Below are 21,436 nucleotides of genomic sequence, written 5' to 3'. Positions count from 1 at the left end.
GGCACCCAGCCCCACCGTCGAGAGGCCACGAAAGGCCCCCGTGGGCACGTCGAGAGGCCACGAGTGGCCGTTGCGACGGTCGCGACGTGGTGGCGTGACGGTCAGGCGTGGGGGAGAGCGGTCACGACGACCGAGGCCGTGACGAGGCCGGCCGCTAGGGCGATCTCGAGGGCGGCGCCGATGACGTCCCCCGTGACGCCACCGAGGCGTCGCACGGCATGGGCCCGGGTCGCGACCGACGCTGACGCGCCGGCGAGGACGACGAGCACAGCCCCCAGCGCGCCTGTCCACCCAGCGAACCCGCCGAGGGGGGCGAGGGACGTCCCCAGCGCCGCGGACACGACACCCATCGCGACCACGAGGCCCAGCAGGCCGGCCCTCGTCACGGTCCCTGCCACGCCCTGACCGAGGCCCTCGGTGCGCGCTGCCGGTATGCCGGTGCGCGCGCACACCGCGCACGCGAGCCGGCTGGCCACGAGGGCCACGACGGCCAGGACGGTCCCGGCGGCGGTGCCGAGCAGGACTGCGAGGCAGGCGGCGTCGAGGAGCAGGACGAGGACGAGGGCCGCAGCCCCGGCGGGCCCGGTGTCACCCCGACGCATCACCTCGAGCGACCGGACCGGGTCGTGGCCCGACGTCAGGCCGTCGGCCAGGTCGGCGAGACCGTCGAGGTGCAGGGCGCGCGAGAGCAGCGCCGTGACGACGAGAGCCAGCACGGCGACCACTCCGGACGGCGCCCACCCCGCGGACGCGGCGACGCCCAGCGCGACCCAGGCGAGGGACGCGGGGACCGTCGTCAGGGGAGCGAGGAGCATCGCCCGACCGAGGACGGTCCGGTCGACGTGCACCGGCTGCGGGACCCGGAGTGCGGTGAACGTGCCGACCGCGAGCCGCCACGCGTCACGCATCACGCGTCCAGGGTCCGCGGTCTCGGCTGCCACGGCACGACCGGCGCGTCACTGAGGTCGACGATGCGGCCGGCCACGACGAGGTGCACCCGGGCGGCTGCCCGCGAGACGAGGGCGTTGAGCCGGCCCAGCTCGTCCTGGAAGAGCCGTCCGGAGGGTGTCGTGGCCACGAGCGACCATCCGACCTCGTTGGTCACGACCACGACGGGAACCGTTGCGGCGCAGAGGGACTCGATGAGCCGGTCGGCCTCCTGCCGGACCCTGGCCGAAGCGGCCTCGAGGTCGTCCCATCCGGCGTCGTCGACGACGGCGGTGAGCCACGTGCCGAGGCAGTCGACGAGGAGCGCACCGGTGGCGTCAGCGACGGCCGTCGCCACGTCCGTCGTCTCGAGGGTGCGCCACGACCCGGGCCGGCGCCGGCGGTGGCTCTCGACGCGCCGGCTCCACTCAGGGTCGGCCGGGTCGGCCGGTCGGCCCGTCGCGACGTAGGTGACGTCGGGGTGGTCCCAGAGCAGGTCCTCCGCGTGGCGGCTCTTCCCGCTGCGGATCGGGCCGGTGACGAGGGTCGTCGTCCGCGCCGCGCGGGCGCCCGTCGCGTCGGGCCTGTGCGGGCTGCTCATCGCCGAGGCTCCGCAGGCGTCAGAGACGCGGGAGCGCTCAGGTCGCTCCGCGGTGCGTCGAAGACGACGGGCACCCCGAAGGCCGCGCGCCGGGCGCCCCGTCGGAAGACGCGCAGGAGCGCGGGCCCGGCGAGCAGGACGAGCACCGCGTTGAGCACGCCTCTCGGCAGGTCCCAGCCGAGCGAGGTCGCGAGGTAGAAGAGGCCGTAGTTCGCGAGGTTCTCCGAGAGGGGGGCGCCCGGGACGAAGCCCATGCCGCTGGGGGCGTTCGTGCCGAGGAACGGCCAGAACCAGAGGTTCATGAAGAGGCCGAACGCGAGGCCGGTCACGAGGGCGTAGGCCGCGAGGACCCAGCGCTCGGCGCGTCCGCCCGCCCGGACCGGGAGCAGCCCGGCGCCGAGGCCGATGCCGCCGGCGCAGATCATCTGGAAGGGCAGCCACGGGCCGACGCCGCCCGTGAGCAGGGCTCCCGTGGTGACGGCGAGCGCGCCCGAGACGAAGCCGACGCCCGGGCCGAGGACGCGTCCCGCGACGATGACGACGAAGAACATCGGCTCCAGTCCGGCGGTGCCGGCGCTCAGCAGCCGGAGGCCCCCGCCGGCGGCTGCCGCGACCCCGAGGACCGCGATCGTCTTGGCATCGAGACGTCCGGCGGTGACCTCAGCGAGGCAGACGACGGCGAGCAGCCCGAGCAGCACGGCGAAGAGCCACGGTGCGTCGTTGCCGTGGTCGCGCGCGAAGTCGCCCGTGACGAAGAAGGGCCACGTGAAGGCGACGAGGCCGACGATGCCGACGACCGAGACGGCCACGACGGCCGGCCAGCGCAGCGGGATGACCCGCCGGCCGGTCACGCGATCCTCGCCAGTGCGCCGGCGACCTCGGCGACCGTGAGCCAGGTCTGGGGGAGGAGGACCTTGGTCACCTGCGGCGCGAACGCCGGGGAGGACGCGAGGACCTCGCGGGCCGGGCCGTCCGTGACGACCTCACCGTCGGCAAGGATGACGACGCGGTCGGCGACCTCGGCCGCCAGCTCGACGTCGTGCGTGGCGAGCAGGACCGTCGTCCCTTGGGCGGCCAGGCCGCCGAGCACCTCGCCGAGACGCTTCTTGGCGCCGTAGTCGAGGCCTCGAGTGGGCTCGTCGAGCAGGAGCACCTCGGGGGAGCCGGCCAGGATGACCGCGAGCGCGAGCTCGAGTCGCTGCCCCTCGGACAGGTCGCGCGGGTGGACTTCCGGGTCGATGCCGCCGGAGATGCGCTCGAGCAGGGCGCGGGCCGTGCCGGGTGCTGCCCCGAAGTCGTCGTCGGCGGCAGCGCACTCCGCCGCGACCGAGTCGGCGTAGAGGAGGAGCTCGGGCTGCTGGGGGACGAGCCCGACGACGCGCACCCGCTCGCTCGCCGACCGGGCGTGGGGGTCGACGGCATCTGCACCGACCCGCACGTGCCCACCGGCGAGCCGGTGCTGGGCCGCGACGGCGCCGAGGAGGGTCGACTTGCCGGCACCGTTGCGGCCCATGAGCGTGGTGACCGAGCCGCGGGCGACGGCGAGGTCGATCCCGTCGAGGACGACGCGCCCGCCGCGCGAGACGCGGACGCCGGCGAGGGTGACGGCGTCGCCCGGGCCGATGACCCGCAGGTCCGCGGCCGGGTGCGGCGTGCTGGCGCCGAGGGCCTCGCGCAGGGACCCGGCCTTGCGGCGGGCGTCCCGGATCGACAGGGGGGTCGGCGACCAGCCGACGAGACGGGAGAGGCCCACCACCGGCGGGTAGATGAGCGAGCGGAGCATCGCGTCCGCCGGGTCGAGCAGCTCGGACACGCGGCCCTCGTCGACGAGGACGACGCGGTCGGCGTGGTGGACGACCCGCTCGAGCCGGTGCTCGGCCAGCACGACGGTGACGCCGAGGTCGTGCACGATGCGGTGCAGAGACGCCAGAACCTCCTCTGCCGCAACAGGATCCAGCGCCGACGTCGGCTCGTCGAGCACGAGCACGCGGGGCCCGGCGGCGAAGAGGGCGGCGATCGCCACGCGCTGCTGCTGACCGCCCGAGAGGGTGCGCAGCGACCGCGCACGCAGCGGGGTCAGGCCGAAGAGGTCGAGCGTCTCCTCGACCCGGCGACGGATCGTCGTCGGGTCCAGACCCATCGTCTCCATGCCGTAGGCGACCTCGTCCTCGACGACGTCCGTGACGAACGTCGACGACGGGTTCTGCTCGACGAGCCCCACGACGGTGGCGAGGTCGCGGGGCCGGTGCTCGGCGGTGTCGAGCCCGTCGACGGTGACGCGGCCGGTCAGCGTGCCGCCGCTGAAGTGCGGGACGAGCCCGTTGATGGTGCGCAGCAGGGTCGACTTGCCGCTGCCCGTGGGACCCACGACGAGGACGAGCTCGCCCTCGGGGATCTCGAGCGTGACGTCGTGGAGGCTGGGAGCCGGGGCATCGGCGTACTGCACCGACACGTGCTCGAAGGTGATCACGGAGCGACCTCCCGGGGACGGGGTGTGAAGAAGGCCGGCGTCGCGGCGACGAGCACGGCGAGCACCGCGAGCAGGGGCACGGCGGGCAGCTGCGCCTGCTGGCTCGGCACGACGCCGTCCCAGCCCTGCGCGGAGGCGACGACGAGGACCGCGGCGGGCACGGCTCCGACGAGGACGGTGACGGTCTCGGTCCACGTCCACCGCTCTCGCCGGTGACCCGAGCGGTGGTCCCGCGAGGCCCCCACGAGCAGGCTCGACCCCGAGAGCACGGCGCCGAGCACGAGGACCGGCAGCCCGAGCACCCCGCCGGCCGAGGAGTCGAGCAGGCCGTAGAGACCGGCGAGGACGCCGACGAGACCGGCGAGCGCGAGCCCCGTCGCCGCGCGACGGCTCGTCGTGGTCGACCGGACCGCGCGACCGTAGCCCCGGGACTCCATCGACGCGGCCAGGCCGAGCGAGCGCTCGAACGCCGTCTCGAGCACGGGCACCGTGAGGCGCGCCATCTCCCGCAGGCCACGGCCGTCGCGGCCGCGCAGGGTGCGCGCAGCGCGCACGTCGCGGGCGTCGGTGAGCAGCTGCGGCGCGAACGTCAGGCCCACGACGACAGCCGTCCCGACGTCGTAGAGCGTGGCGGGGAGGTAGCGCAGCAGGCGGCGCGGGCTCGCGAGCGCGTTGGCCGCCCCGAGGCACGCGAGGACCGCGGCGAGACGCAGGGCGTCGTACGCGGCATACAGCAGCGACTCGAGCGTGACGGTGCCGCCGATGCGCACGGCGGCCGCCCAGTCCGGCAGCGGGACGCTGGGCAGGGTGAGCACGACCGTCTCGCCGACGATCCCGTTGCCGAGCAGCGCGGTCATGACGACGCGGAAGGCGACGACGACCGCGCCGATGACGAGGAAGGCCGGCAGCGGGTTGACGGTCGCGGGGTCACGGCGTTCGGAGACGACGAGGACGCAGACCCCGATGACGAGGAGCAGCAGGACCGGGTTGGTCGTGCGCGACGCGGCCGTGGCGAGCCCCAGACCCCACAGCCACCAGGCTGCGGGGTGCTGGAGGCGGGCCTTGTGCCGGGGCCGCGTCACGCTGGCCGGTGCTCCTCAGCCGTCCTGCCGGGCGCGCGACCGCGACCGCACGAGCAGGTAGCCGATGAGGGCGAGCAGGACCAGGCCGGCGATGACGTATGCCGCCACCGTCCCACCCGAGGTGCCCGACGCCGGCGTCGTGGTGACGTCGCCGGCCGTGGCTGCCGCGGGGGTGGTCGCTCCCGCTGACGGGGTTGCGGAGGGGGTGCTCGCCGGGGCCGCGATGGTCACGGGCTGGTCGGCGGCCTTGGCCTCGGGGGAGACCTCCTTGACTGCTCCGCCGCAGTCGGTCGTCGGGTAGCCGGCGACGCCGCAGACCAGGCCCTTCTCGGTGCGCACGTCGCCGGCGGTGGCGAGCACGGCCGCGCTCGTGGCGTCCGCGGCGACGACGGCACACAGCGCCTTGGGCTCGGGCGGGGTCGCGCCGTCGGCGGCGTCGGCCGGGCGGCCGAAGTCGACGACGAGACCGACGCGCTTCTTGCCCGCCTCGGCCGGCGTGCTGCCGCAGACCTGGTCGAAGGTGAGCACGGCGCGCGGGTAGCGGGTCGAGGCCTCGTCGGCGACGGCGAAGCGCCAGCCGTCCACGCTGCCGTCCTTGGGGACCGTCTGGTCCGGGCCCTTCTGCGCGAAGGTCCACGCGCCGTCGGCGAGCTGGTAGAAGCCCCAGTAGCGGTAGGCGGCGGCCTGGGCGGGCGCGACCGTCAGGGCGGACAGCGCCGCCGCGACGAGCGCGACGAGGACGACCCGGAACGGGGCACGACGGACAAGGGACACGGTTTCCTCCTCGCGGTCGGACACCATGTCGGGTCTGCTGGCTGACGCCGGCCCGGCGGGGTGACTCCGGTCCGCATTCCACGACAGACTGACAAAGGAGCCGGTAGGACGCGGGTTTTCCGACTGGTCACCCAGGGCCGGCTGGCGGCAGGGAGTGGCTTCACGGTTGCGGGTCAGCGCCGGAGTCTCACCGGCTTGCCCCATCGTCCTTCGGGTAAGGCGAACCGTCGCACGGCGGGCGGCCGCCCGTCAAACGAGCAGCCAACTAGGGTGTCGGCATGAGCGCTGACTGGTCCTGGCTGTTCCTCGACGCCCACGGCAACCCGATGGAGGGGGAGGGCCTGACCACCACGGGCTTCCCGACCCAGAGCGACGCCGAGAGCTACCTCGGGGAGTCGTGGCGTGAGCTGCTCGACGCCGGGGTCGAGGCCGTCACGCTGCGCGAGAACGACGCCGTCGTCTACGGCCCGATGAGCCTCCGGGCGGCGGAGTGAGCGCGTCCGCGACCGGCACGACCGGCACGGGCCTGTCGGCCGGGCTGGAGCGGGACCTGCTCGCGCGCGTCGTGACGGCGCAGCGCTCGTGGCGCTCGCCCGGCGTCAGCGTCGGCGTCGTCCGGGACGGACACCTCGTCTGGTCGGCGCACGTGGGGTCCGCCCGTCTCGGGACCCGCCCTGCCCCGGCGACCGACGACACGCAGTTCATGATCGGCTCGGTGACCAAGACGTTCACGGCGCTGACCGTCATGTCGCTGCGCGACGAGGGCCGGTTGTCGCTCGACGACACGCTCGAGACGTACCTGCCGGGCACAAGGCATGGCCGGGTTCCCGTGCGGCAGATGCTCGCCCACGCCTCCGGCCTGCAGCGCGAGCCCGTCGGCAACATCTGGGAGAGCCTCGAGGCGCCCGAGCGCGAGGAGTTCCTCGCCGGGGTCGAGCAGGCCGAGCAGGTGCTCCCCGGGCACCACGCCTTCCACTACTCCAACCTCGCCTACGGCCTGCTCGGTGCGGTCGTCGAGCGCGTCACCGGACAGGAGTGGGAGCACGTCGTGCGCGAGCGGGTGCTGGAGCCGCTGGGGCTGACCCGCACCGGGCTCGCCCCCGCCGACGATCGCGCCCTCGGTTACCAGGTCGACCCCTATGCCGGCACCGCGCGCGAGGAGCCGCTCTTCAGCCTGGGCGCGACGGCTCCCCTCGGCGGGCTGTGGTCGAGCGTCGCCGACATGGCTCGCTACGCCGCCTACGTCGCGCGGCCCGACGACCGGGTCGTGCGTCCCGAGACGGTCGAGGAGATGTGCCGGCCGCTCATCATGACCGACGTCGACGGCTGGAGCGGCGCCTACGGCCTCGGCTTCGGCATGGGCCGACGCGGCGACCGCGTCTACGTCGGGCACGGGGGCGCGATGCCGGGCTTCCTCACCGGCCTGCGAGTGCGGCGGGCGGACGGTGTCGGCGCCGTCGTCTTCGCCAACGCGACGTCCGGAGCGCTGACGCTCGGGCTCGCCACCGACCTCGTCGAGGCCGTCGTCGAGGCCGAGCCCACTCTCGCCGCGGCGTGGGTGCCCGAGGTGGAGCAGCCGGCCCTCGCGGAGCTGCTCGGCCTGTGGTGGTCCGAGGGGTCGCCGATCACGTTCTTCGTCCGCGACGGCGAGCTGTGGTCGCGCTTGTCCGACGACGAGCCGCTCTCCGAGACGCGCTACGCCGCCGAGGGAGCAGACCGCTTCCGGGCCGTGGCCGGTCGCGAGCGGGGCGAGGTCCTCGAGGTCGTCCGGTCAGCGGACGGGTCGGTCGACAAGCTCTACTTCGCGACGTACGCCGTAACGCGGGCGCCGCTGTCGTTCGCCGAGCTCCAGGGCTGAGCCTGGGGCTCGGCCCGGCGGACAGCCTCAAGCAGAGAGGCTCAGGCCGGGTGCTCGCCGCGGGCGACCTGCGGCTTCGGCATGCGGGTGCGGCGCATCTGGAAGGCGCGCATGATCGCGTACCACGCGTCGCCCTTCTCGGCCCCGCCGAACTTGTCCTCGACCTTGCGACGCGTCCGGCGCCACATCAGCACGGCGTCGCCGATGGCCACGAGGATGAGGCCGTAGACGAGCACGAAGACCAGGAGCAGCGCCCAGTTGGTGCGCACGAAGCTGAGCAGCAGCACGATGAGCATGATCGGCAGCATGAACTCGCCGATGTTCCAGCGGGCGTCGACCGTGTCGCGGATGAAGCGGCGGCGGGGGCCCTTGTCGCGGGCGGGGAGGTACTTCTCCTCGCCCGTCATCATGCCGGCCCGCTGCTTGGCCATCGCCTCACGGCGGGCCGCCTTGTCCTGCGCTCCGGCCGCCTTGCGGTCGGTGACGATGAGCGGACGCTTGTTGAGGGCCTCCTGCTCGCGCCGCTTGGGCGTGGGCCGGTTCTTGGCACCGGGGCGCGCCGGGTCGGTCGTGACCGTGGTGGCGAGCTCGTCGTTGAGGGTCTTCTTGCGTCCGAACACGTGCACACTCTAAGCCGAAGCGGGTCCCGGCCCTGCATCGCGGCCACGGCCACACGGCATACGACCGCGTCCGCTACCACCCACGACCGCGTCCGAGCGCTCAGGTCGTGCTGCCGGGCGCGGAGCGCAGCGGCACGAACCGGTAGTGCCCGTGCCGGCTCGTCGTGACGGACCCGTGGTCGCGGAGGACGAGCGTCAGGGAGCCTGCGACCGGCATGACGAGCCGACCGGGGTCGGCGAGCTGGTCGACCAGGGCCTGGGGGAGCGTCGGCGCTGCGGCCGACACGAGGATCCGGTCCCAGGGTCCGTGCTGCGGGTCGCCGAGCACGCCCGGCTCGGCCTCGTGGATGCTCGCCCACGGCGCATCGGCACCGGCGAGGTTGGCCGCGCCCCATCGCGCGAGGTCCGGCTCCAGCTCGACCCCCACGACCTCGCCGCCCGGGCCGGTGAGGTGGGCGAGCAGGGCCGTGGTCCAGCCCGAGCCCGAGCCGACGTCCAGCACGCGCTGGCCGGGGTGGACGTCGAGGAGGTGGAGCAGGTCGGCGACCGTGCTCGGCTGCGAGCACGTCTGGCCGTGGCCGATGAGGATGGGGATGTCGTCGCCCGCGCGCGAGCGCGCACCGCGGGGGAGGAAGGCCGCGCGCGGGACGGCCGCGAACGCCTGCTCGACGGGGTCTACCCGGTCCATCCTCAGACCCAAGCACGTCGGGGCCGCATCGTCAGCCCCGCCGGCAGCCCGATAGGAGCCCGATGGCAGCCCGATGGCAGCCCGAGAGGTCAGGCCCTGCGGCGCGCGATGACGTGGACGAGGGTGCCGAGGGCGCGGTACGGGTCGGTGGAGCCCAGCCGCTCCTCGACGTCGAGGAGCGCGGACAGCTCGTCACCCTCGGGGGCCGCCTCGTCGACGGCGACGTCGTCGCTCGCCACCCGGACGCCGTACCACGCGGCGACCTCGAGGCCGGCGGCCTCGCAGTCCGCGGTGAGCGAGGCCAGGGTGTCGGCTCGTGCGTCGACGCCGATCTCGTTGCGGTAGCGGGCGTCCCGGCCCTCGTCGGCGGCCCGTCGCTGCTCGTCGAGCATGGCGAGGGCTCCGGCCCAGTCGTGGCGGACGGCGGGTCGCCAGGCCATGGCCCCACCGTTGCGCGCGACGATCGACACGACGCCGCCGGGGGCCGCACGACGAGCGAGCGCGGCCACGGCGGCCCGGCTCTCGGGGAGGTACATGAGCACCCCGTGGCACATGACGACGTCGTATGCCGTGGGCCGCGTGACGCTGGCCAGCCCCGCGAGGTCGGTGGCCACGAGGGTGACGTGCTCGCGCTGCTGCTGGGTGAGCCCGGCGGCTGCCTGCTCGAAGGCTGCCCGCATGCGCCCGTCCGGCTCGACGGCGGTGACGGAGTGCCCCTTGCGGGCCAGGCGCAGCGCCTGGGTGCCCTGGCCGGCGCCGACGTCGAGGACGCGGAGCGGTCCGCGGGGGAGGTGGGCAGCGAGCTGGCGGGTGACCATCTCCTGGCGCACGACGTTGCGCAGGTTGCCGAGGCGCTCGAGCCACGGCTGCTGCCCGGCGACGAAGGTGTTGTCTCCCATCCCGCCGAACCTACCCAAAGGGGATGACGGGGGATGACGGCCCCGGCGGCAGGGACGTGCCGCGGCGGCGTCGGTAGGGTCGGGCTCGTGACTGACGCTGCCCTCACCCCCGACCAGATCCAGCAGATCCGCGACCGCGTGGCCGAGCTCATGCCGCACGTGCGCGCCGACCTCGAGGAGCTCGTGCGCATCCCGAGCGTCTCGGCGACGTCGTTCGACCAGAGCCAGGTGGCCCGCAGCGCCGAGGCCGTGGCCGAGCTGCTGCGCCGCGAGGGGCTCGACGTCGAGATCGTCGTGGAGGGCGGACGCCCGGCCGTCATCGGCCACCTCGACGGCCCCGAGGGCGCACCGACCGTCACCCTCTACGCCCACCACGACGTCCAGCCCCCCGGCGACGACGCCGACTGGGACACCCCGCCGTTCGAGCCCACCGAGCGCGACGGCCGTCTCTACGGACGTGGGGCGGCGGACGACAAGGCCGGCGTCATGGCCCACCTCGCGGCGCTGCGGGCCCACTCGGGCGCGCTGCCCGTCGGTGTCACCGTCTTCGTCGAGGGCGAGGAGGAGTTCGGCTCGGCCTCGCTCCCGACGATCCTCGAGAAGCACGGCCACAAGCTCGCCGCGGACGCCATCGTCATCGCCGACTCCGGCAACTGGGCCATCGGAGAGCCCGCTCTCACGACGACGCTGCGCGGCGGCGTCCGGGCCGTGGTCCGCGTCGAGACCCTCGACCACTCGGTGCACTCGGGCATGTTCGGCGGCGCCGCCCCCGACGCCGTCACCGCCCTCATCCGTCTGCTCGCCTCGCTCCACGACGACGCGGGCAACGTCGCCGTGCAGGGCCTCGACGAGGGCACGGCCGCCGACCTCGACTACGACGAGGCGCGCTTCCGCGAGGAGTCCGGGCTGCTCGACGGCGTCGAGCTCATCGGCTCCGGCTCGATCCTCACCCGGCTGTGGAACAAGCCGTCGATCACGACGATCGGCATGGACGTCACCTCGGTCGAGAAGGCCTCCAACACGCTCGCGGCGCGTGCGGCGGCCAAGGTCTCGATGCGCCTCGCGCCCACCCAGGACCCGCAGGCGGCGTTCGAGCTGCTCCGCACGCACCTGCTCGACCACGCGCCGTGGGGCGCGCGGGTGACCGTCGACCTCGAGGAGCACGGGTCCGGTTTCGCCGCCGACGCCGACGGACCCGTCTACGACGAGGCGCGCGCGTCGTTCGCCGACGCCTGGGGCACCGACCCCGTCGACATGGGCGTCGGCGGCTCGATCCCGTTCATCTCCGACTTCGTGGCCCGCTTCCCCGAGGCCTCGATCATCGTCACCGGTGTCGAGGACCCCGACACGCGCGCGCACGGCGCCAACGAGTCGCTGCACCTCGGCGAGTTCGAGAAGGTCTGTGTCGCCGAGGCGATCTTCCTCGCCCGGCTGGGAGCGCTGCGACCCGCCCACTGAGGCAGACGGCATACGCGATCGACGGCGGTCCCGGCAGCGTGCCGGGACCCCGCCGTCGTCGGTGCTCAGGTGGCGGCGACCGCGGACCCGCGGTAGCGCTGCTCGCGCAGCTCGAGGGCGTACGCGTCGGCACCCGGCATGCCGAGCCGCTCGGCCACCGCGACCTCCGCCTCGACGTCGTAGGGCACGCGGACGAACGAGATGCCGACATGGCCCGGCCCCTCGGCCGCGCCGGCACCGGCACCGGCACCGGGGGTGCCCTCGAGGACGACGTAGGGCGCGCCCGGGCCGTCGAGCGCGTTGCCGACCGACCCGGCGTTGAAGACGGTGATGCCGTAGTCGACCGAGAGATAGGCGCCGTGGATGTCGCCGTAGCCGACGATCGTGGGCACCGGGCCGCCGCCGGTGAAGTCCGTCTGCGCGACGAAGGCGCGGTGCTCGTCCTCGGTGGTCGGGGCGAAGACGCGATGGAACTCGCTGACCGCCGAGGCGTGGAAGAAGCGGATCGGCTGGCCGCTCAGCACGAGCTCGTGCACGTTGGGCAGCGCTGCCAGCCAAGCGAGCTCGTCGTCCGACAGGCGGTCGCGGACCCACTGGGCGTGCTCCCAGGGCTGCACGGCGTCACGCGCGATGAAGGTGTCCCAGTTGCCGCGGACGGTCGGGATCTCGCGCTCCCTCGTGAGGCGCACGCACTCGGACCCGCGTGGTCCCTTGCCGATGACGTCGCCGAGGTTGAGGACGTGCCGGATGCCCCGTCGGTCGATGTCGTCGAGCACGGCCTCGTAGGCCGTGACGTTGCCGTGGACGTCCGACAGGACGGCGACACGGTGGAGCTCGTTCGTGCCCGGCGCCACCCCGCCTCAGTCCTTGTGGGTCTTGCCCGGCAGGGCGAGCATGCGGTCGAGGGCGGCCCGCGCCTCGGCAGCGACCGTCGGGTCGACGCGGATCGGGTTGACGACACGCCCCTCGACGAGCGACTCGAGGGCCCAGACCAGGTGGGGCAGGTCGATGCGGTTCATCGTCGAGCAGTAGCAGACGTTCTTCTCCAGGAAGGCGATCCGCTGCTCCGGGAACTGCCGGGCCAGGCGCTGCACGAGGTTGAGCTCCGTGCCGACGACCCAGGAAGTGCCCGCGGGCGCGGCCGCGATGGTCTGGATGATCTTCTCCGTCGAACCGACCTCGTCGGCCAGCTCGACGACCTCGTAGCGGCACTCGGGGTGCACGATCACCTTGACGTCGGGGATGTCGCGGCGGGCGGCCTCGACGGCCTCGACCGAGAAGCGGCCGTGCACCGAGCAGTGACCCCGCCAGAGGATCATCCGGGCGCCCTCGAGCTGCTCGCGCGTCAGGCCGCCGTTGGGGCGGTGCGGGTCCCACACGACGCAGTCGTCGAGGGAGAGCCCGAGCTCGCGCACGGCCGTGTTGCGACCGAGGTGCTGGTCGGGCAGGAAGAGCACCTTGCCCTGGCCGTCGACGCCGCCGACCTGCTCGAAGGCCCAGTCGAGCGCGGTCCGGGCGTTGGAGCTCGTGCAGATCGTGCCGCCGTGGCGACCGGTGAAGGCCTTGATCGCGGCGGAGGAGTTCATGTACGTCACGGGGATCGTCCGGTCGGCGACACCGGCCGCGGCCAGCTGCTCCCAGCAGTCCTCGACCTGGGCGATGGCGGCCATGTCGGCCATCGAGCACCCGGCGGCGAGGTCGGGCAGGATCACGGTCTGCTCGTCGCTCGTGAGGATGTCGGCCGACTCGGCCATGAAGTGCACGCCGCAGAAGACGATGTGGGGCGCGTCGGGCCGGGCGGCCGCGTCGCGGGCCAGCTTGAAGGAGTCACCCGTGACGTCGGCGAACTCGATGACCTCGTCGCGCTGGTAGTGGTGCCCGAGCACGAACACCGAGTCGCCCAGAGCGGCCTTGGCGGCACGGGCGCGCTCGACGAGTCCGGGGTCGGAGGGTGCGGGCAGGTCGCCGGGACACTCGACGCCGCGCTCGGTGTGCAGGTCGGTGCCCTGACCGAGGACGAGGAGGGGGAGCGGGGCCGGTGCCGTCGTCATGCCCAGATCGTATGCCGCGTGCTGCCCTCCGAGCGCCACCGCCCGGGCCTGGCTCGGGGCGAGCGACGGGCGAGCGCCGGGCGAGCGCCGGGCGAGTGCCGGGCGAGCGCGGAGCGAGCAGTGGCAGGATTCCGAACGTGCACGTGATCATCGCCCCCGACTGCTACACCGGCACCCTCACCGCCTCCCAGGCCGCGGCCGCCATGGCCGACGGCTGGGCCCGCACGGCGCCGGGCGACCGCCTGACCCTCGTGCCCCTCTCCGACGGCGGCCCGGGCTTCGTCGACGTCCTCGCCGAGAACCTCGACGGAGAGGTCCACGCGGTCGTGACGACCGACCCGCTGGGACGCGAGGTGCCCGGCACCATCCTGCTGACGACCGGCGCAGGTGGGCGCACGGCATACGTGGAGTCAGCCCAGGCGGCCGGGCTGCACCTGCTCGCGCCCGACGAGCGCAACCCGACGCGCACCTCGACGACCGGTGTCGGGACGCTCGTCCTCGCCGCGCTCGACGCGGGCGCCCGACGCATCGTCATCGGTCTCGGCGGGTCCGGCACCAACGACGCCGGGGCGGGCCTGCTCGGCGCGCTCGGGGTCGGCCCGGCGGCCCGGCTCGGCCAGGGCGGACTGGCTCTCGGGGCGACGACGCCGGACGACGTCGCCGGGCTCGACGCCGCCCGCGACCGGCTCCGCGGCGTCGACCTCGTCATCGCGAGCGACGTCGACTCGCCGCTGCTCGGGCTCAAGGGCGCCAGTGCCGTCTTTGCTCATCAGAAGGGCGCGTCGGAGGAGGACGCGCAGCGCCTCGAGAACGCCCTCGGCCACTTCGCGAGCGTCGTGGCCCGCGTGCGGCCGCCGGCCAAGGACCTCCTCACCGGCACGCTGCTCAAGCCCGAGCGCGAGCCCGGTGCGGGCGCGGCCGGGGGACTCGGCTACGCCCTGCACCTGCTCGGTGCCCGCCGCGTCTCCGGTGTGGAGGCGGTGCTCGATGCGGTCGGCTTCGTCGACCTCGTGGCCTCTGCGGACCTCGTCGTCACGGGGGAGGGCACCTTCGACTGGCAGTCCCTCCGCGGCAAGGTCGTCGTCGGCGTCGCCGAGGCGGCCGCCCGCGTCGGGGTCCCCGTCATCGCCGTTCCCGGGCAGTCGCTCGTCGGCCGGCGCGAGGCCATGACGGCCGGCCTGTCAGGGGTGTACGCCGTCGCCGAGCGCCCCGACCAGGTGGCGGCATCGCTCGCCGAACCGGCTGCCCGCCTCGCCGAGCGGACCGCCCGCGTCGCCCGCACGTGGTCGCCGTCCGCGCCCTGAGGTGTCCGATCCGGGGGAGGATGCGCGGTTCCGGCAGGGCCCGACGTATCCTTGGAAGCGCCGGGAACACATCCGGCGCGGCATGGGTTCTCACCTCTGACCCATGTTCCACGACGTGAAGGACCAACACATGAGTGTCGAGACGAACGCATCTGCAGCCGAGGTTCAGACCGAGGCTCCCGCCCACGGTGTCGTCCTGACGGACGTCGCGGCCACGAAGGTCAAGAGCCTGCTCGAGCAGGAGGGTCGTGACGACCTCCGCCTGCGCGTCGGTGTCCAGCCCGGCGGCTGCTCGGGCCTGATCTACCAGCTCTACTTCGACGAGCGCAGCCTCGACGGTGACCTCGTCCGCGACTTCGACGGTGTCGAGGTCGTCGTCGACCGCATGAGCTCCCCCTACCTCGAGGGCGCCACGATCGACTTCGCCGACACGATCGAGAAGCAGGGCTTCACCATCGACAACCCCAACGCGGGCAGCAGCTGCGCCTGCGGCGACTCCTTCAGCTGAGCCGCACCGCACCACGCACGTCCGAAGGGCCCGACCGCACGGTCGGGCCCTTCGTCGTCCTCGCTCCTCGTCATCGCGGGCTTCCTCCTCCGAGGCCTGCGTGGGAGGCAGCTCGCAGGCGGGTAGGTTCGTCCCGTGCAGATCGCCATCACCGGTTCCATCGCCACCGACCACCTCATGACCTTCGACGGGCTCTTCGCCGACTCCCTCGTCGTCGAGCAGCTCGACAAGATCTCGCTGTCGTTCCTGACGTCCGACCTCCAGGTCCGCCGGGGCGGGGTCGCCGCGAACATCGCGTTCGGCATGGCCAACCTCGGCCAGCGTCCGCTGCTCGTCGGCGCGGTGGGTGAGGACTTCACCGACTACCGCAGCTGGCTCGAGCGCCACGGCGTCGACTGCGGGGCGGTGCACTACTCCGATTCCCAGCACACGGCGCGCTTCATCTGCACCACCGACAGGGACATGGCCCAGATCGCGACGTTCTACGCCGGCGCGATGAGCGAGGCCCGCGACATCGAGCTCGCCCCGGTCGCCCAGCGCGTCGGCGGCCTCGACCTCGTCGTCGTCGGCGCCAACGACCCCGAGGCGATGATCCGCCACTCCGACGAGTGCCGCAGCCGCGGCATCCCCTTCGCGGCCGACCCCTCGCAGCAGCTGGCCTTCTGCGACGGCCCGACGATCGCCCGTCTCATCGACGGCGCCGAGTACCTCTTCACCAACGAGTACGAGAGCCACCTCGCCTGCCAGAAGACCGGCTGGTCCGAGGACGAGCTCGCCGACCGCGTCCGTGTGCAGGTCAAGACGCGCGGCAAGGACGGCGTCACGGTCCGCGTCCGCGGCGAGGAGCCGGTCGAGGTCGGCATCGCCCGCGAGGTGCGCAAGGCCGACCCGACGGGTGTCGGCGACGCCTTCCGCGCCGGGTTCCTCACCGGCCTCGCCGTCGACCTCCCGGTCCGTCGCTGCGCCGAGCTCGGCTCGATGCTCGCGACCTACGTCATCGAGACCGTCGGCACCCAGGAGTACGTCCTCGGCAAGGAGCGCTTCCTCGAGCGGCTCGCCGAGGCCTACGGACCCGAGTCGGCCGCCGAGATCGGCCCCCACCTGTCCTGCCCGCGGCCGTGACGCCGCAGCCGGCCGGGCGCTGACGGCCCGCCCCCGAGACCGGAGCCCGTCCGTGCCCACGCCGCCGCCGCCCACCCCCTGGGACTTCGCGCTCGAGCGCGTGCCGCCTGGGGAGGATCTCATCGGCATCGGCGCCGACCTCAAGGTCGCGACCCTCTTCGAGGCGTACTCCGTCGGGGTGTTCCCGATGGGCATCGGCGACCACGGGACCGAGCCGATCGGCTGGTGGTCACCGGACCCGCGCGGCATCCTGCGCCCGCGCGAGCTCAAGGTGAGCCGGTCGCTGCGCAAGGCGGTCGCGCACTTCGAGGTACGCGTCGACACCGACTTCCGGTCGGTCGTCGAGGCCTGCGCGGCGCCGGACCGGGACGGGCGCTGGATCACCCCGGAGATCGCCGACGCGTACGTCGAGCTGCACGAGGCCGGGTGGGCGCACTCCATCGAGACGTGGCAGGACGGCGAGCTGGTCGGGGGCCTCTACGGTGTCGCGATCGGTGGCCTCTTCGCCGGGGAGTCGATGTTCCACCACGTCCGGGACGCCTCGAAGGTCGCCCTCGTCGGCCTGTGCGACCTGCTGCTCGCCGACGGAGACCCCCGCCGGCTCGTCGACGTCCAGTGGCAGACGCCGCACCTCGCGACGCTTGGCGTGCGCGAGGTGCCGCGCGACGAGTACCTCGCGATCCTGCCGACCGTCCTCAGGGCACCCCTGCCGGCGTGCTGGGCGTGACCACCTCGACCACGTATGCCGTGTGGCCCGCCTCCGCGCGCGCCTCGACGAAGAGGTGGCCGCGCATCCGGCACCACGCGGGGACGTCGTGCGCGGCCGCCGGGTCGGTGGCGAGCACGGTGACGACCCGCACGCCGGGGCGCTCGGCCACGACACGGGCCAGCCGGATGACGGGCAGCGGGCAGCGCTCGCCGCGGGCGTCGACGACCGCCTCGTCGTCGTCGCTCACAGGTCACCGACGCCGAGACTGTCGCGGACGCCGCGGACCGTCGGGGCGATGGCGGCCGTGAACGCCGCGACGTCGTCGGCCAGGCCGGGCGAGACCGCGGGCAGGGGAAGCGTGACGCGGACGTTGCCGTGGGTCAGCACCCCCATCGCCGCGAGCACGTGGCTGGGCTCGAGGGTGCTCGACGTGCAGGCCGAGCCGCTCGCCACCGCGTAGCCCGCAGCGTCGAAGGCCCCGACGAGCGCCTCACCGTCGACGTAGAGGCTCGAGAAGGTGACGACGTGGGGGAGTCGGTCCTCGGGGTCACCGACGACCTCGGTGTCGGGCACGGCCGCGGCCGCCGACCGGATGTCGTCGACGAGGCCCCGGGCGACCCGGGCGTCGTCCGCCCAGGTGGCCGCCGTCTGCTGCCAGGCCTCCGCCGCCGCGAGGACGAGCGGCACCCAGGGCGTGACGTCCGTGCGCCCGTGCTCGACGTCGGCCCGCGCCTGCGACCACTGCCACCGCACCCCCTCGCGCACGACGAGCACGCCGAGCGGTGGCCCACCCCACGAGCGCGCGTCGCCCACGAGGACGTCCCACGCCGTCGGCACGTCGTCGCGGCCCAGCGACGCCATCGCGTCGACCACGAGAGGTGTGCCGTGGGTGCTGGCCGCCTCCCGCGCAGCCTCGAGCGGCTGCCGGGTGCCGACCTCGCCGTTGGCGCTCTGCAGGACCGCGACGACGCTGCCCGGCACGGACAGGGCCGCCTCCCAGGTGTCGAGGTCGAGCCTCCCCGTCGGGTCGACGGCCACCTCGGCGAGGAGCGACGGGTCGTCGGCAGCCGCAGCCCGCGCCCGGCCTGGCACGAGGACCGCAGAGTGCTCCACCGCGGAGGCCACGGTGCGTGCGCCACGCCGGCGGGCGGCATACGCCATCCCGTCGACGGCCCGCTCCAGCGCGGTGGGACCGCTGGGCAGGAAGCTCACCTCACCGGGCCGCACGCCGAGCCCCGCGGCCACCACCTCGCGCGACCGGTCGAGCAGCGCCCGGGCTCGGCGCCCCTCGGCGTGCAGACGGGCGGGGTCGGCCCACCCGACGTCAAGGGCGGCGAGGAGGGTCTCCCGGGCGACCGGGTGGAGTGGGCCGGCGGCGGCGTCGAGCAGTCTGCGCGCGCCCTGCCCCGAGGTCTCGCGTGGGTCTTGTCGAGGGTTGTCGGAGAGCCCGCTCGACCCGCGCCGGGAGCCTCCGTGCGGGGCCGGAGGGACGAGTCCAACGTTCGTGCCCGGATCGTGACTGACCACTCCGCAACGTTAGCCGCCCCCTGCGGACAGCGTGACAAGTGGGACGGTAGGGTTGCGCCGTGGGCCTTGCTGCCCAGACGGTTTGACGTGAACACGTTCGACGCGCGCACTGCGCGCCCACGTACGGAACGAAAGGTGCACCTGGTGCCTGAGCACGAAGACACCCCAGCGGCATCGCCGGTGGTGACGTCGGTGGTAGGCGGGACCGGGCGGCGACGCACGGGACTGCGCATCGCCGGGATCGCCGCCCTCGCGGCACTGGCCCTCAGCGGTTGCCAGGGACAGGTGTCCAACGGATACCTCCCGCCCGTGGTTTCCGACAGCGGCCAGCGGGTGACCGACCTCTGGGTCGGCAGCTGGATCGCCGTTCTGGCCGTGGGTGCCATCACGTGGGGACTGATGCTCTACGCCGCCATCCGCTACCGCAAGCGCAAGGGTGACGAGACCCTCCCGGTCCAGCTGCGCTACAACGTGCCGATGGAGCTGCTCTACACCGTCATCCCGGTGTTCATGGTGGCCGTCTTCTTCTACTACACCGCGCGCGACGAGGCCGCCCTTGTCGACACGAGCACGAAGAAGGACCTCACGGTCAGCGTCGTCGCCAAGCAGTGGAGCTGGGACTTCAACTACATCGACTCCAACGTCCACGAGACCGGGGTCCACACCGAGCTCGACGGCACCGAGGGCAAGCGCGCCCAGATGCCCGTGCTCTACCTGCCCGTCAACAAGCGCGTCGAGTTCGTCCTCAACGCCCGTGACGTCATCCACAGCTTCTGGGTGCCGGCGTTCATGATGAAGATGGACATGCTCCCGGGCAAGACCAACAAGTTCCAGCTCACCCCGACCCAAGTCGGCACCTTCCAGGGCAAGTGCGCCGAGCTCTGCGGCGCCTACCACTCGCAGATGCTGTTCATGGTCAAGGTCGTGCCGCAGGCCGAGTACGACCAGGAGATGGCCCGCCTGAAGTCCATCGGCAACGAAGGCCTCATCCCCGTCGACGCCAGCCGCGAGCAGATGGTCCCCGGCGACGCCAACAAGATCCCCGCACCAGCTCGCACCGGGAGCAACTGATGACATCCGCAACGCTCAACCGTGAGGCCCAGGCCCCGGGCATGACGGCCGCGCGGCCGCGCCTGGCCAAGGGGCAGACGTTCGTGAAGTGGGTGACGACGACCGACCACAAGGTCATCGGCAACCTCTACTTCATCACCTCGTTCGTCTTCTTCCTGCTCGGCGGGCTGATGGCGCTGCTCATCCGTGCCGAGCTGATGGCGCCGGGTCTGCAGATCGTGGACAACCCGGAGCAGTACAACCAGCTGTTCACGATGCACGGCACGATCATGCTGCTGCTGTTCGCGACGCCGCTGTTCGCCGGCTTCGCCAACGCCGTGATGCCGCTGCAGATCGGTGCGCCGGACGTGGCGTTCCCGCGCCTCAACATGTTCGCGTACTGGCTCTACCTCTTCGGCGGCCTCATCGCCTCGGTCGGCTTCCTGACGCCCCAGGGTGCGGCCGCGTTCGGCTGGTTCGCCTACGCCCCGCTCTCGGACGTCAGCTACAGCCCCGGCGTGGGTGGTGACCTGTGGGTCTTCGGCCTCGCGCTCGGTGGTTTCGGCACGATCCTGGGAGCCGTCAACTTCATCACGACGATCATCTGCCTCCGCGCGCCCGGCATGACGATGTTCCGCATGCCGATCTTCACGTGGACCGTGCTGATCACCTCGCTGCTGGCGATCCTCGTCTTCCCGATCCTCGCGGCGGCGCTGTTCGCCCTCGGTGGTGACCGGCGGTTCGGGATGCACATCTTCGACCCGGAGAACAACGGGGCGATGCTGTGGCAGCACCTGTTCTGGTTCTTCGGGCACCCAGAGGTCTACATCATCGCGCTGCCGTTCTTCGGCATCATCAGCGAGGTGCTGCCGGTCTTCTCCCGCAAGCCGATCTTCGGCTACAAGACCCTCGTCTTCGCCACGATCGCGATCGCGGCGCTGTCGGCGAGTGTCTGGGCGCACCACATGTACGTCACCGGACAAGTGCTCCTACCGTTCTTCGCGGTGATGACGATGCTCATCGCGGTGCCGACCGGGGTGAAGTTCTTCAACTGGATCGGCACGATGTGGGGCGGCAAGGTCGTCATGGCCACCCCGATGCTGTGGGCCATGGGCTTCCTGGTCACCTTCCTCTTCGGTGGCCTGACCGGCGTCATCCTGTCGAGCCCGGCGCTCGACTTCCACCTGTCCGACAGCTACTTCGTCGTCGCGCACTTCCACTACACCGTGTTCGGCACCGTGGTCTTCGCGATGTTCTCCGGCTACTACTTCTGGTGGCCGAAGCTGACCGGGCGGATGCTCGACGAGCGGCTCGGCAAGATCCACTTCTGGATGCTGTTCATCGGCTTCCACATGACCTTCCTCATCCAGCACTGGCTCGGTGTCGAGGGCATGGCCCGCCGCTACGCCGACTACCTTCCGGAGGAGGGGTTCCAGGCGGCCAACATCGTCTCGAGCCTCGGCTCGTTCCTGCTGGGCGCGTCGATGATCCCGTTCGTATACAACGTGTGGAAGACGTGGCGCAAGGCTCCGCTCGTGGAGTCCGACGACCCGTGGGGCTACGGCGCCTCGCTCGAGTGGGCCACCTCGTGCCCGCCGCCGCGGCACAACTTCACGTCGCTGCCGCGGATCCGCTCGGAGCGCCCGGCGTTCGACCTGCACCACCCCGAGGCCGCGGCAGGTGTCGCGCCCCTCGCCGACCAGGGCACCCTCGTCCAGGTCATGGGCCCGGCGGACGTCGCCGGAGCCGAGAAGACCACCGCCAGCACCGAGAAGCGTGAGGACTGAC

At 73.0% G+C, this 21,436-nt stretch carries 22 protein-coding genes and 1 riboswitch; of the genes, 9 read left to right on the top strand and 13 right to left on the bottom strand.

Annotated elements, in window-relative coordinates; all coding sequences use genetic code 11:
* Window positions 1-101 precede the first annotated feature (101 nt).
* Genes U5C87_RS16745 through U5C87_RS16720 form a run of 6 tightly spaced genes read right to left on the bottom strand, consistent with a single transcriptional unit; the run spans window position 102 to window position 5,854 of the window.
* A complete protein-coding gene (locus tag U5C87_RS16745) occupies window positions 102-908 on the bottom strand; it encodes an adenosylcobinamide-GDP ribazoletransferase (protein ID WP_330476712.1) in 807 nt (268 codons plus the stop codon).
* Window positions 908-1,528 (bottom strand): bifunctional adenosylcobinamide kinase/adenosylcobinamide-phosphate guanylyltransferase, encoded by a 621-nt coding sequence (locus U5C87_RS16740; protein WP_330473632.1) that lies wholly within the window; start codon window positions 1,526-1,528, stop codon window positions 908-910. The genes U5C87_RS16745 and U5C87_RS16740 overlap by 1 nt, the downstream gene beginning before the upstream one ends.
* Complete coding sequence (locus U5C87_RS16735) at window positions 1,525-2,379, bottom strand: ECF transporter S component (RefSeq protein WP_330473631.1); 855 nt, start codon at window positions 2,377-2,379, stop codon at window positions 1,525-1,527. The genes U5C87_RS16740 and U5C87_RS16735 overlap by 4 nt, the downstream gene beginning before the upstream one ends.
* Entirely contained in the window at window positions 2,376-3,998 is a 1,623-nt protein-coding gene (locus U5C87_RS16730; protein ID WP_330473630.1) for an ABC transporter ATP-binding protein, read from the bottom strand. The genes U5C87_RS16735 and U5C87_RS16730 overlap by 4 nt, the downstream gene beginning before the upstream one ends.
* Entirely contained in the window at window positions 3,995-5,080 is a 1,086-nt protein-coding gene (locus tag U5C87_RS16725) for an energy-coupling factor transporter transmembrane component T (protein WP_330473629.1), read from the bottom strand. The genes U5C87_RS16730 and U5C87_RS16725 overlap by 4 nt, the downstream gene beginning before the upstream one ends.
* Window positions 5,081-5,095: 15 nt before the next feature.
* Window positions 5,096-5,854: an SCO2322 family protein gene (locus U5C87_RS16720; protein WP_330473628.1), complete on the bottom strand. Its 759-nt coding sequence runs from the start codon at window positions 5,852-5,854 to the stop codon at window positions 5,096-5,098.
* A gap of 92 nt (window positions 5,855-5,946) precedes the next feature.
* Window positions 5,947-6,098: riboswitch (cobalamin riboswitch) on the bottom strand.
* A 34-nt stretch (window positions 6,099-6,132) separates the two neighbouring features.
* On the opposite strand from U5C87_RS16720, the gene U5C87_RS16715 reads away from it, so the two are divergent.
* Both U5C87_RS16715 and U5C87_RS16710 read left to right on the top strand, forming a co-directional pair.
* Entirely contained in the window at window positions 6,133-6,348 is a 216-nt protein-coding gene (locus U5C87_RS16715; protein ID WP_030146325.1) for a hypothetical protein, read from the top strand.
* Window positions 6,345-7,712, top strand: a complete 1,368-nt coding sequence (locus U5C87_RS16710; protein ID WP_330473627.1) for a serine hydrolase domain-containing protein — start codon at window positions 6,345-6,347, stop codon at window positions 7,710-7,712. The genes U5C87_RS16715 and U5C87_RS16710 overlap by 4 nt, the downstream gene beginning before the upstream one ends.
* 41 nt (window positions 7,713-7,753) lie before the next feature.
* Here the strand turns inward: U5C87_RS16710 and U5C87_RS16705 are convergent, their stop codons facing one another.
* From U5C87_RS16705 to U5C87_RS16695, 3 genes are all read right to left on the bottom strand, one after another.
* Window positions 7,754-8,332, bottom strand: coding sequence for a DUF3043 domain-containing protein (locus U5C87_RS16705; protein WP_030146323.1), 579 nt, complete (start codon window positions 8,330-8,332; stop codon window positions 7,754-7,756).
* Between the two features lie 100 nt (window positions 8,333-8,432).
* Window positions 8,433-9,020 (bottom strand): protein-L-isoaspartate O-methyltransferase family protein, encoded by a 588-nt coding sequence (locus U5C87_RS16700; RefSeq protein ID WP_330473626.1) that lies wholly within the window; start codon window positions 9,018-9,020, stop codon window positions 8,433-8,435.
* 89 nt (window positions 9,021-9,109) lie between these two features.
* A complete protein-coding gene (locus U5C87_RS16695; RefSeq protein ID WP_330473625.1) occupies window positions 9,110-9,919 on the bottom strand; it encodes a methyltransferase in 810 nt (269 codons plus the stop codon).
* Between the two features lie 87 nt (window positions 9,920-10,006).
* Between U5C87_RS16695 and U5C87_RS16690 the strand changes: the two genes are divergently transcribed.
* Entirely contained in the window at window positions 10,007-11,377 is a 1,371-nt protein-coding gene (locus U5C87_RS16690) for a dipeptidase (RefSeq protein WP_330473624.1), read from the top strand.
* Window positions 11,378-11,442: 65 nt separating this feature from the next.
* Here U5C87_RS16690 and U5C87_RS16685 read toward each other — a convergent pair whose 3' ends face one another.
* The gene (locus tag U5C87_RS16685) at window positions 11,443-12,231 is read right to left on the bottom strand and encodes a metallophosphoesterase family protein (RefSeq protein ID WP_330473623.1); all 789 of its coding nucleotides are present in this window, start codon (window positions 12,229-12,231) and stop codon (window positions 11,443-11,445) included.
* A 6-nt stretch (window positions 12,232-12,237) separates the two neighbouring features.
* Window positions 12,238-13,428, bottom strand: a complete 1,191-nt coding sequence (nadA, locus tag U5C87_RS16680; protein ID WP_330473622.1) for a quinolinate synthase NadA — start codon at window positions 13,426-13,428, stop codon at window positions 12,238-12,240.
* Window positions 13,429-13,565: 137 nt separating this feature from the next.
* On the opposite strand from nadA, the gene U5C87_RS16675 reads away from it, so the two are divergent.
* From U5C87_RS16675 to aat, 4 genes are all read left to right on the top strand, one after another.
* Complete coding sequence (locus U5C87_RS16675) at window positions 13,566-14,732, top strand: glycerate kinase family protein (RefSeq protein WP_330473621.1); 1,167 nt, start codon at window positions 13,566-13,568, stop codon at window positions 14,730-14,732.
* A 130-nt stretch (window positions 14,733-14,862) separates the two neighbouring features.
* Entirely contained in the window at window positions 14,863-15,240 is a 378-nt protein-coding gene (gene erpA / locus U5C87_RS16670) for an iron-sulfur cluster insertion protein ErpA (RefSeq protein ID WP_030146316.1), read from the top strand.
* A 135-nt stretch (window positions 15,241-15,375) separates the two neighbouring features.
* Window positions 15,376-16,362 (top strand): carbohydrate kinase family protein, encoded by a 987-nt coding sequence (locus tag U5C87_RS16665; RefSeq protein WP_330473620.1) that lies wholly within the window; start codon window positions 15,376-15,378, stop codon window positions 16,360-16,362.
* A gap of 52 nt (window positions 16,363-16,414) precedes the next feature.
* On the top strand, window positions 16,415-17,089 hold the full coding sequence (gene aat, locus U5C87_RS16660; protein WP_330473619.1) for a leucyl/phenylalanyl-tRNA--protein transferase: 675 nt from the start codon (window positions 16,415-16,417) through the stop codon (window positions 17,087-17,089).
* On the opposite strand, the gene U5C87_RS16655 is transcribed toward aat, so the two are convergent.
* Window positions 17,058-17,318, bottom strand: coding sequence for a sulfurtransferase TusA family protein (locus U5C87_RS16655; protein WP_330473618.1), 261 nt, complete (start codon window positions 17,316-17,318; stop codon window positions 17,058-17,060). The genes aat and U5C87_RS16655 overlap by 32 nt on opposite strands.
* Complete coding sequence (locus U5C87_RS16650) at window positions 17,315-18,598, bottom strand: cysteine desulfurase family protein (protein WP_330473617.1); 1,284 nt, start codon at window positions 18,596-18,598, stop codon at window positions 17,315-17,317. The genes U5C87_RS16655 and U5C87_RS16650 overlap by 4 nt, the downstream gene beginning before the upstream one ends.
* A gap of 144 nt (window positions 18,599-18,742) precedes the next feature.
* Between U5C87_RS16650 and ctaC the strand changes: the two genes are divergently transcribed.
* Both ctaC and ctaD read left to right on the top strand, forming a co-directional pair.
* Window positions 18,743-19,669 (top strand): aa3-type cytochrome oxidase subunit II, encoded by a 927-nt coding sequence (gene ctaC, locus U5C87_RS16645; RefSeq protein ID WP_443082073.1) that lies wholly within the window; start codon window positions 18,743-18,745, stop codon window positions 19,667-19,669.
* Entirely contained in the window at window positions 19,669-21,435 is a 1,767-nt protein-coding gene (ctaD, locus tag U5C87_RS16640; protein WP_443082072.1) for an aa3-type cytochrome oxidase subunit I, read from the top strand. The genes ctaC and ctaD overlap by 1 nt, the downstream gene beginning before the upstream one ends.
* Window position 21,436 lies beyond the last annotated feature (1 nt).

It is taken from the genome of Terrabacter sp. C0L_2 (assembly GCF_036352015.1).
Taxonomy (GTDB): Bacteria; Actinomycetota; Actinomycetes; order Actinomycetales; family Dermatophilaceae; genus Terrabacter; species Terrabacter tumescens.
This window is presented reverse-complemented; position numbering and strand designations above follow the sequence as displayed.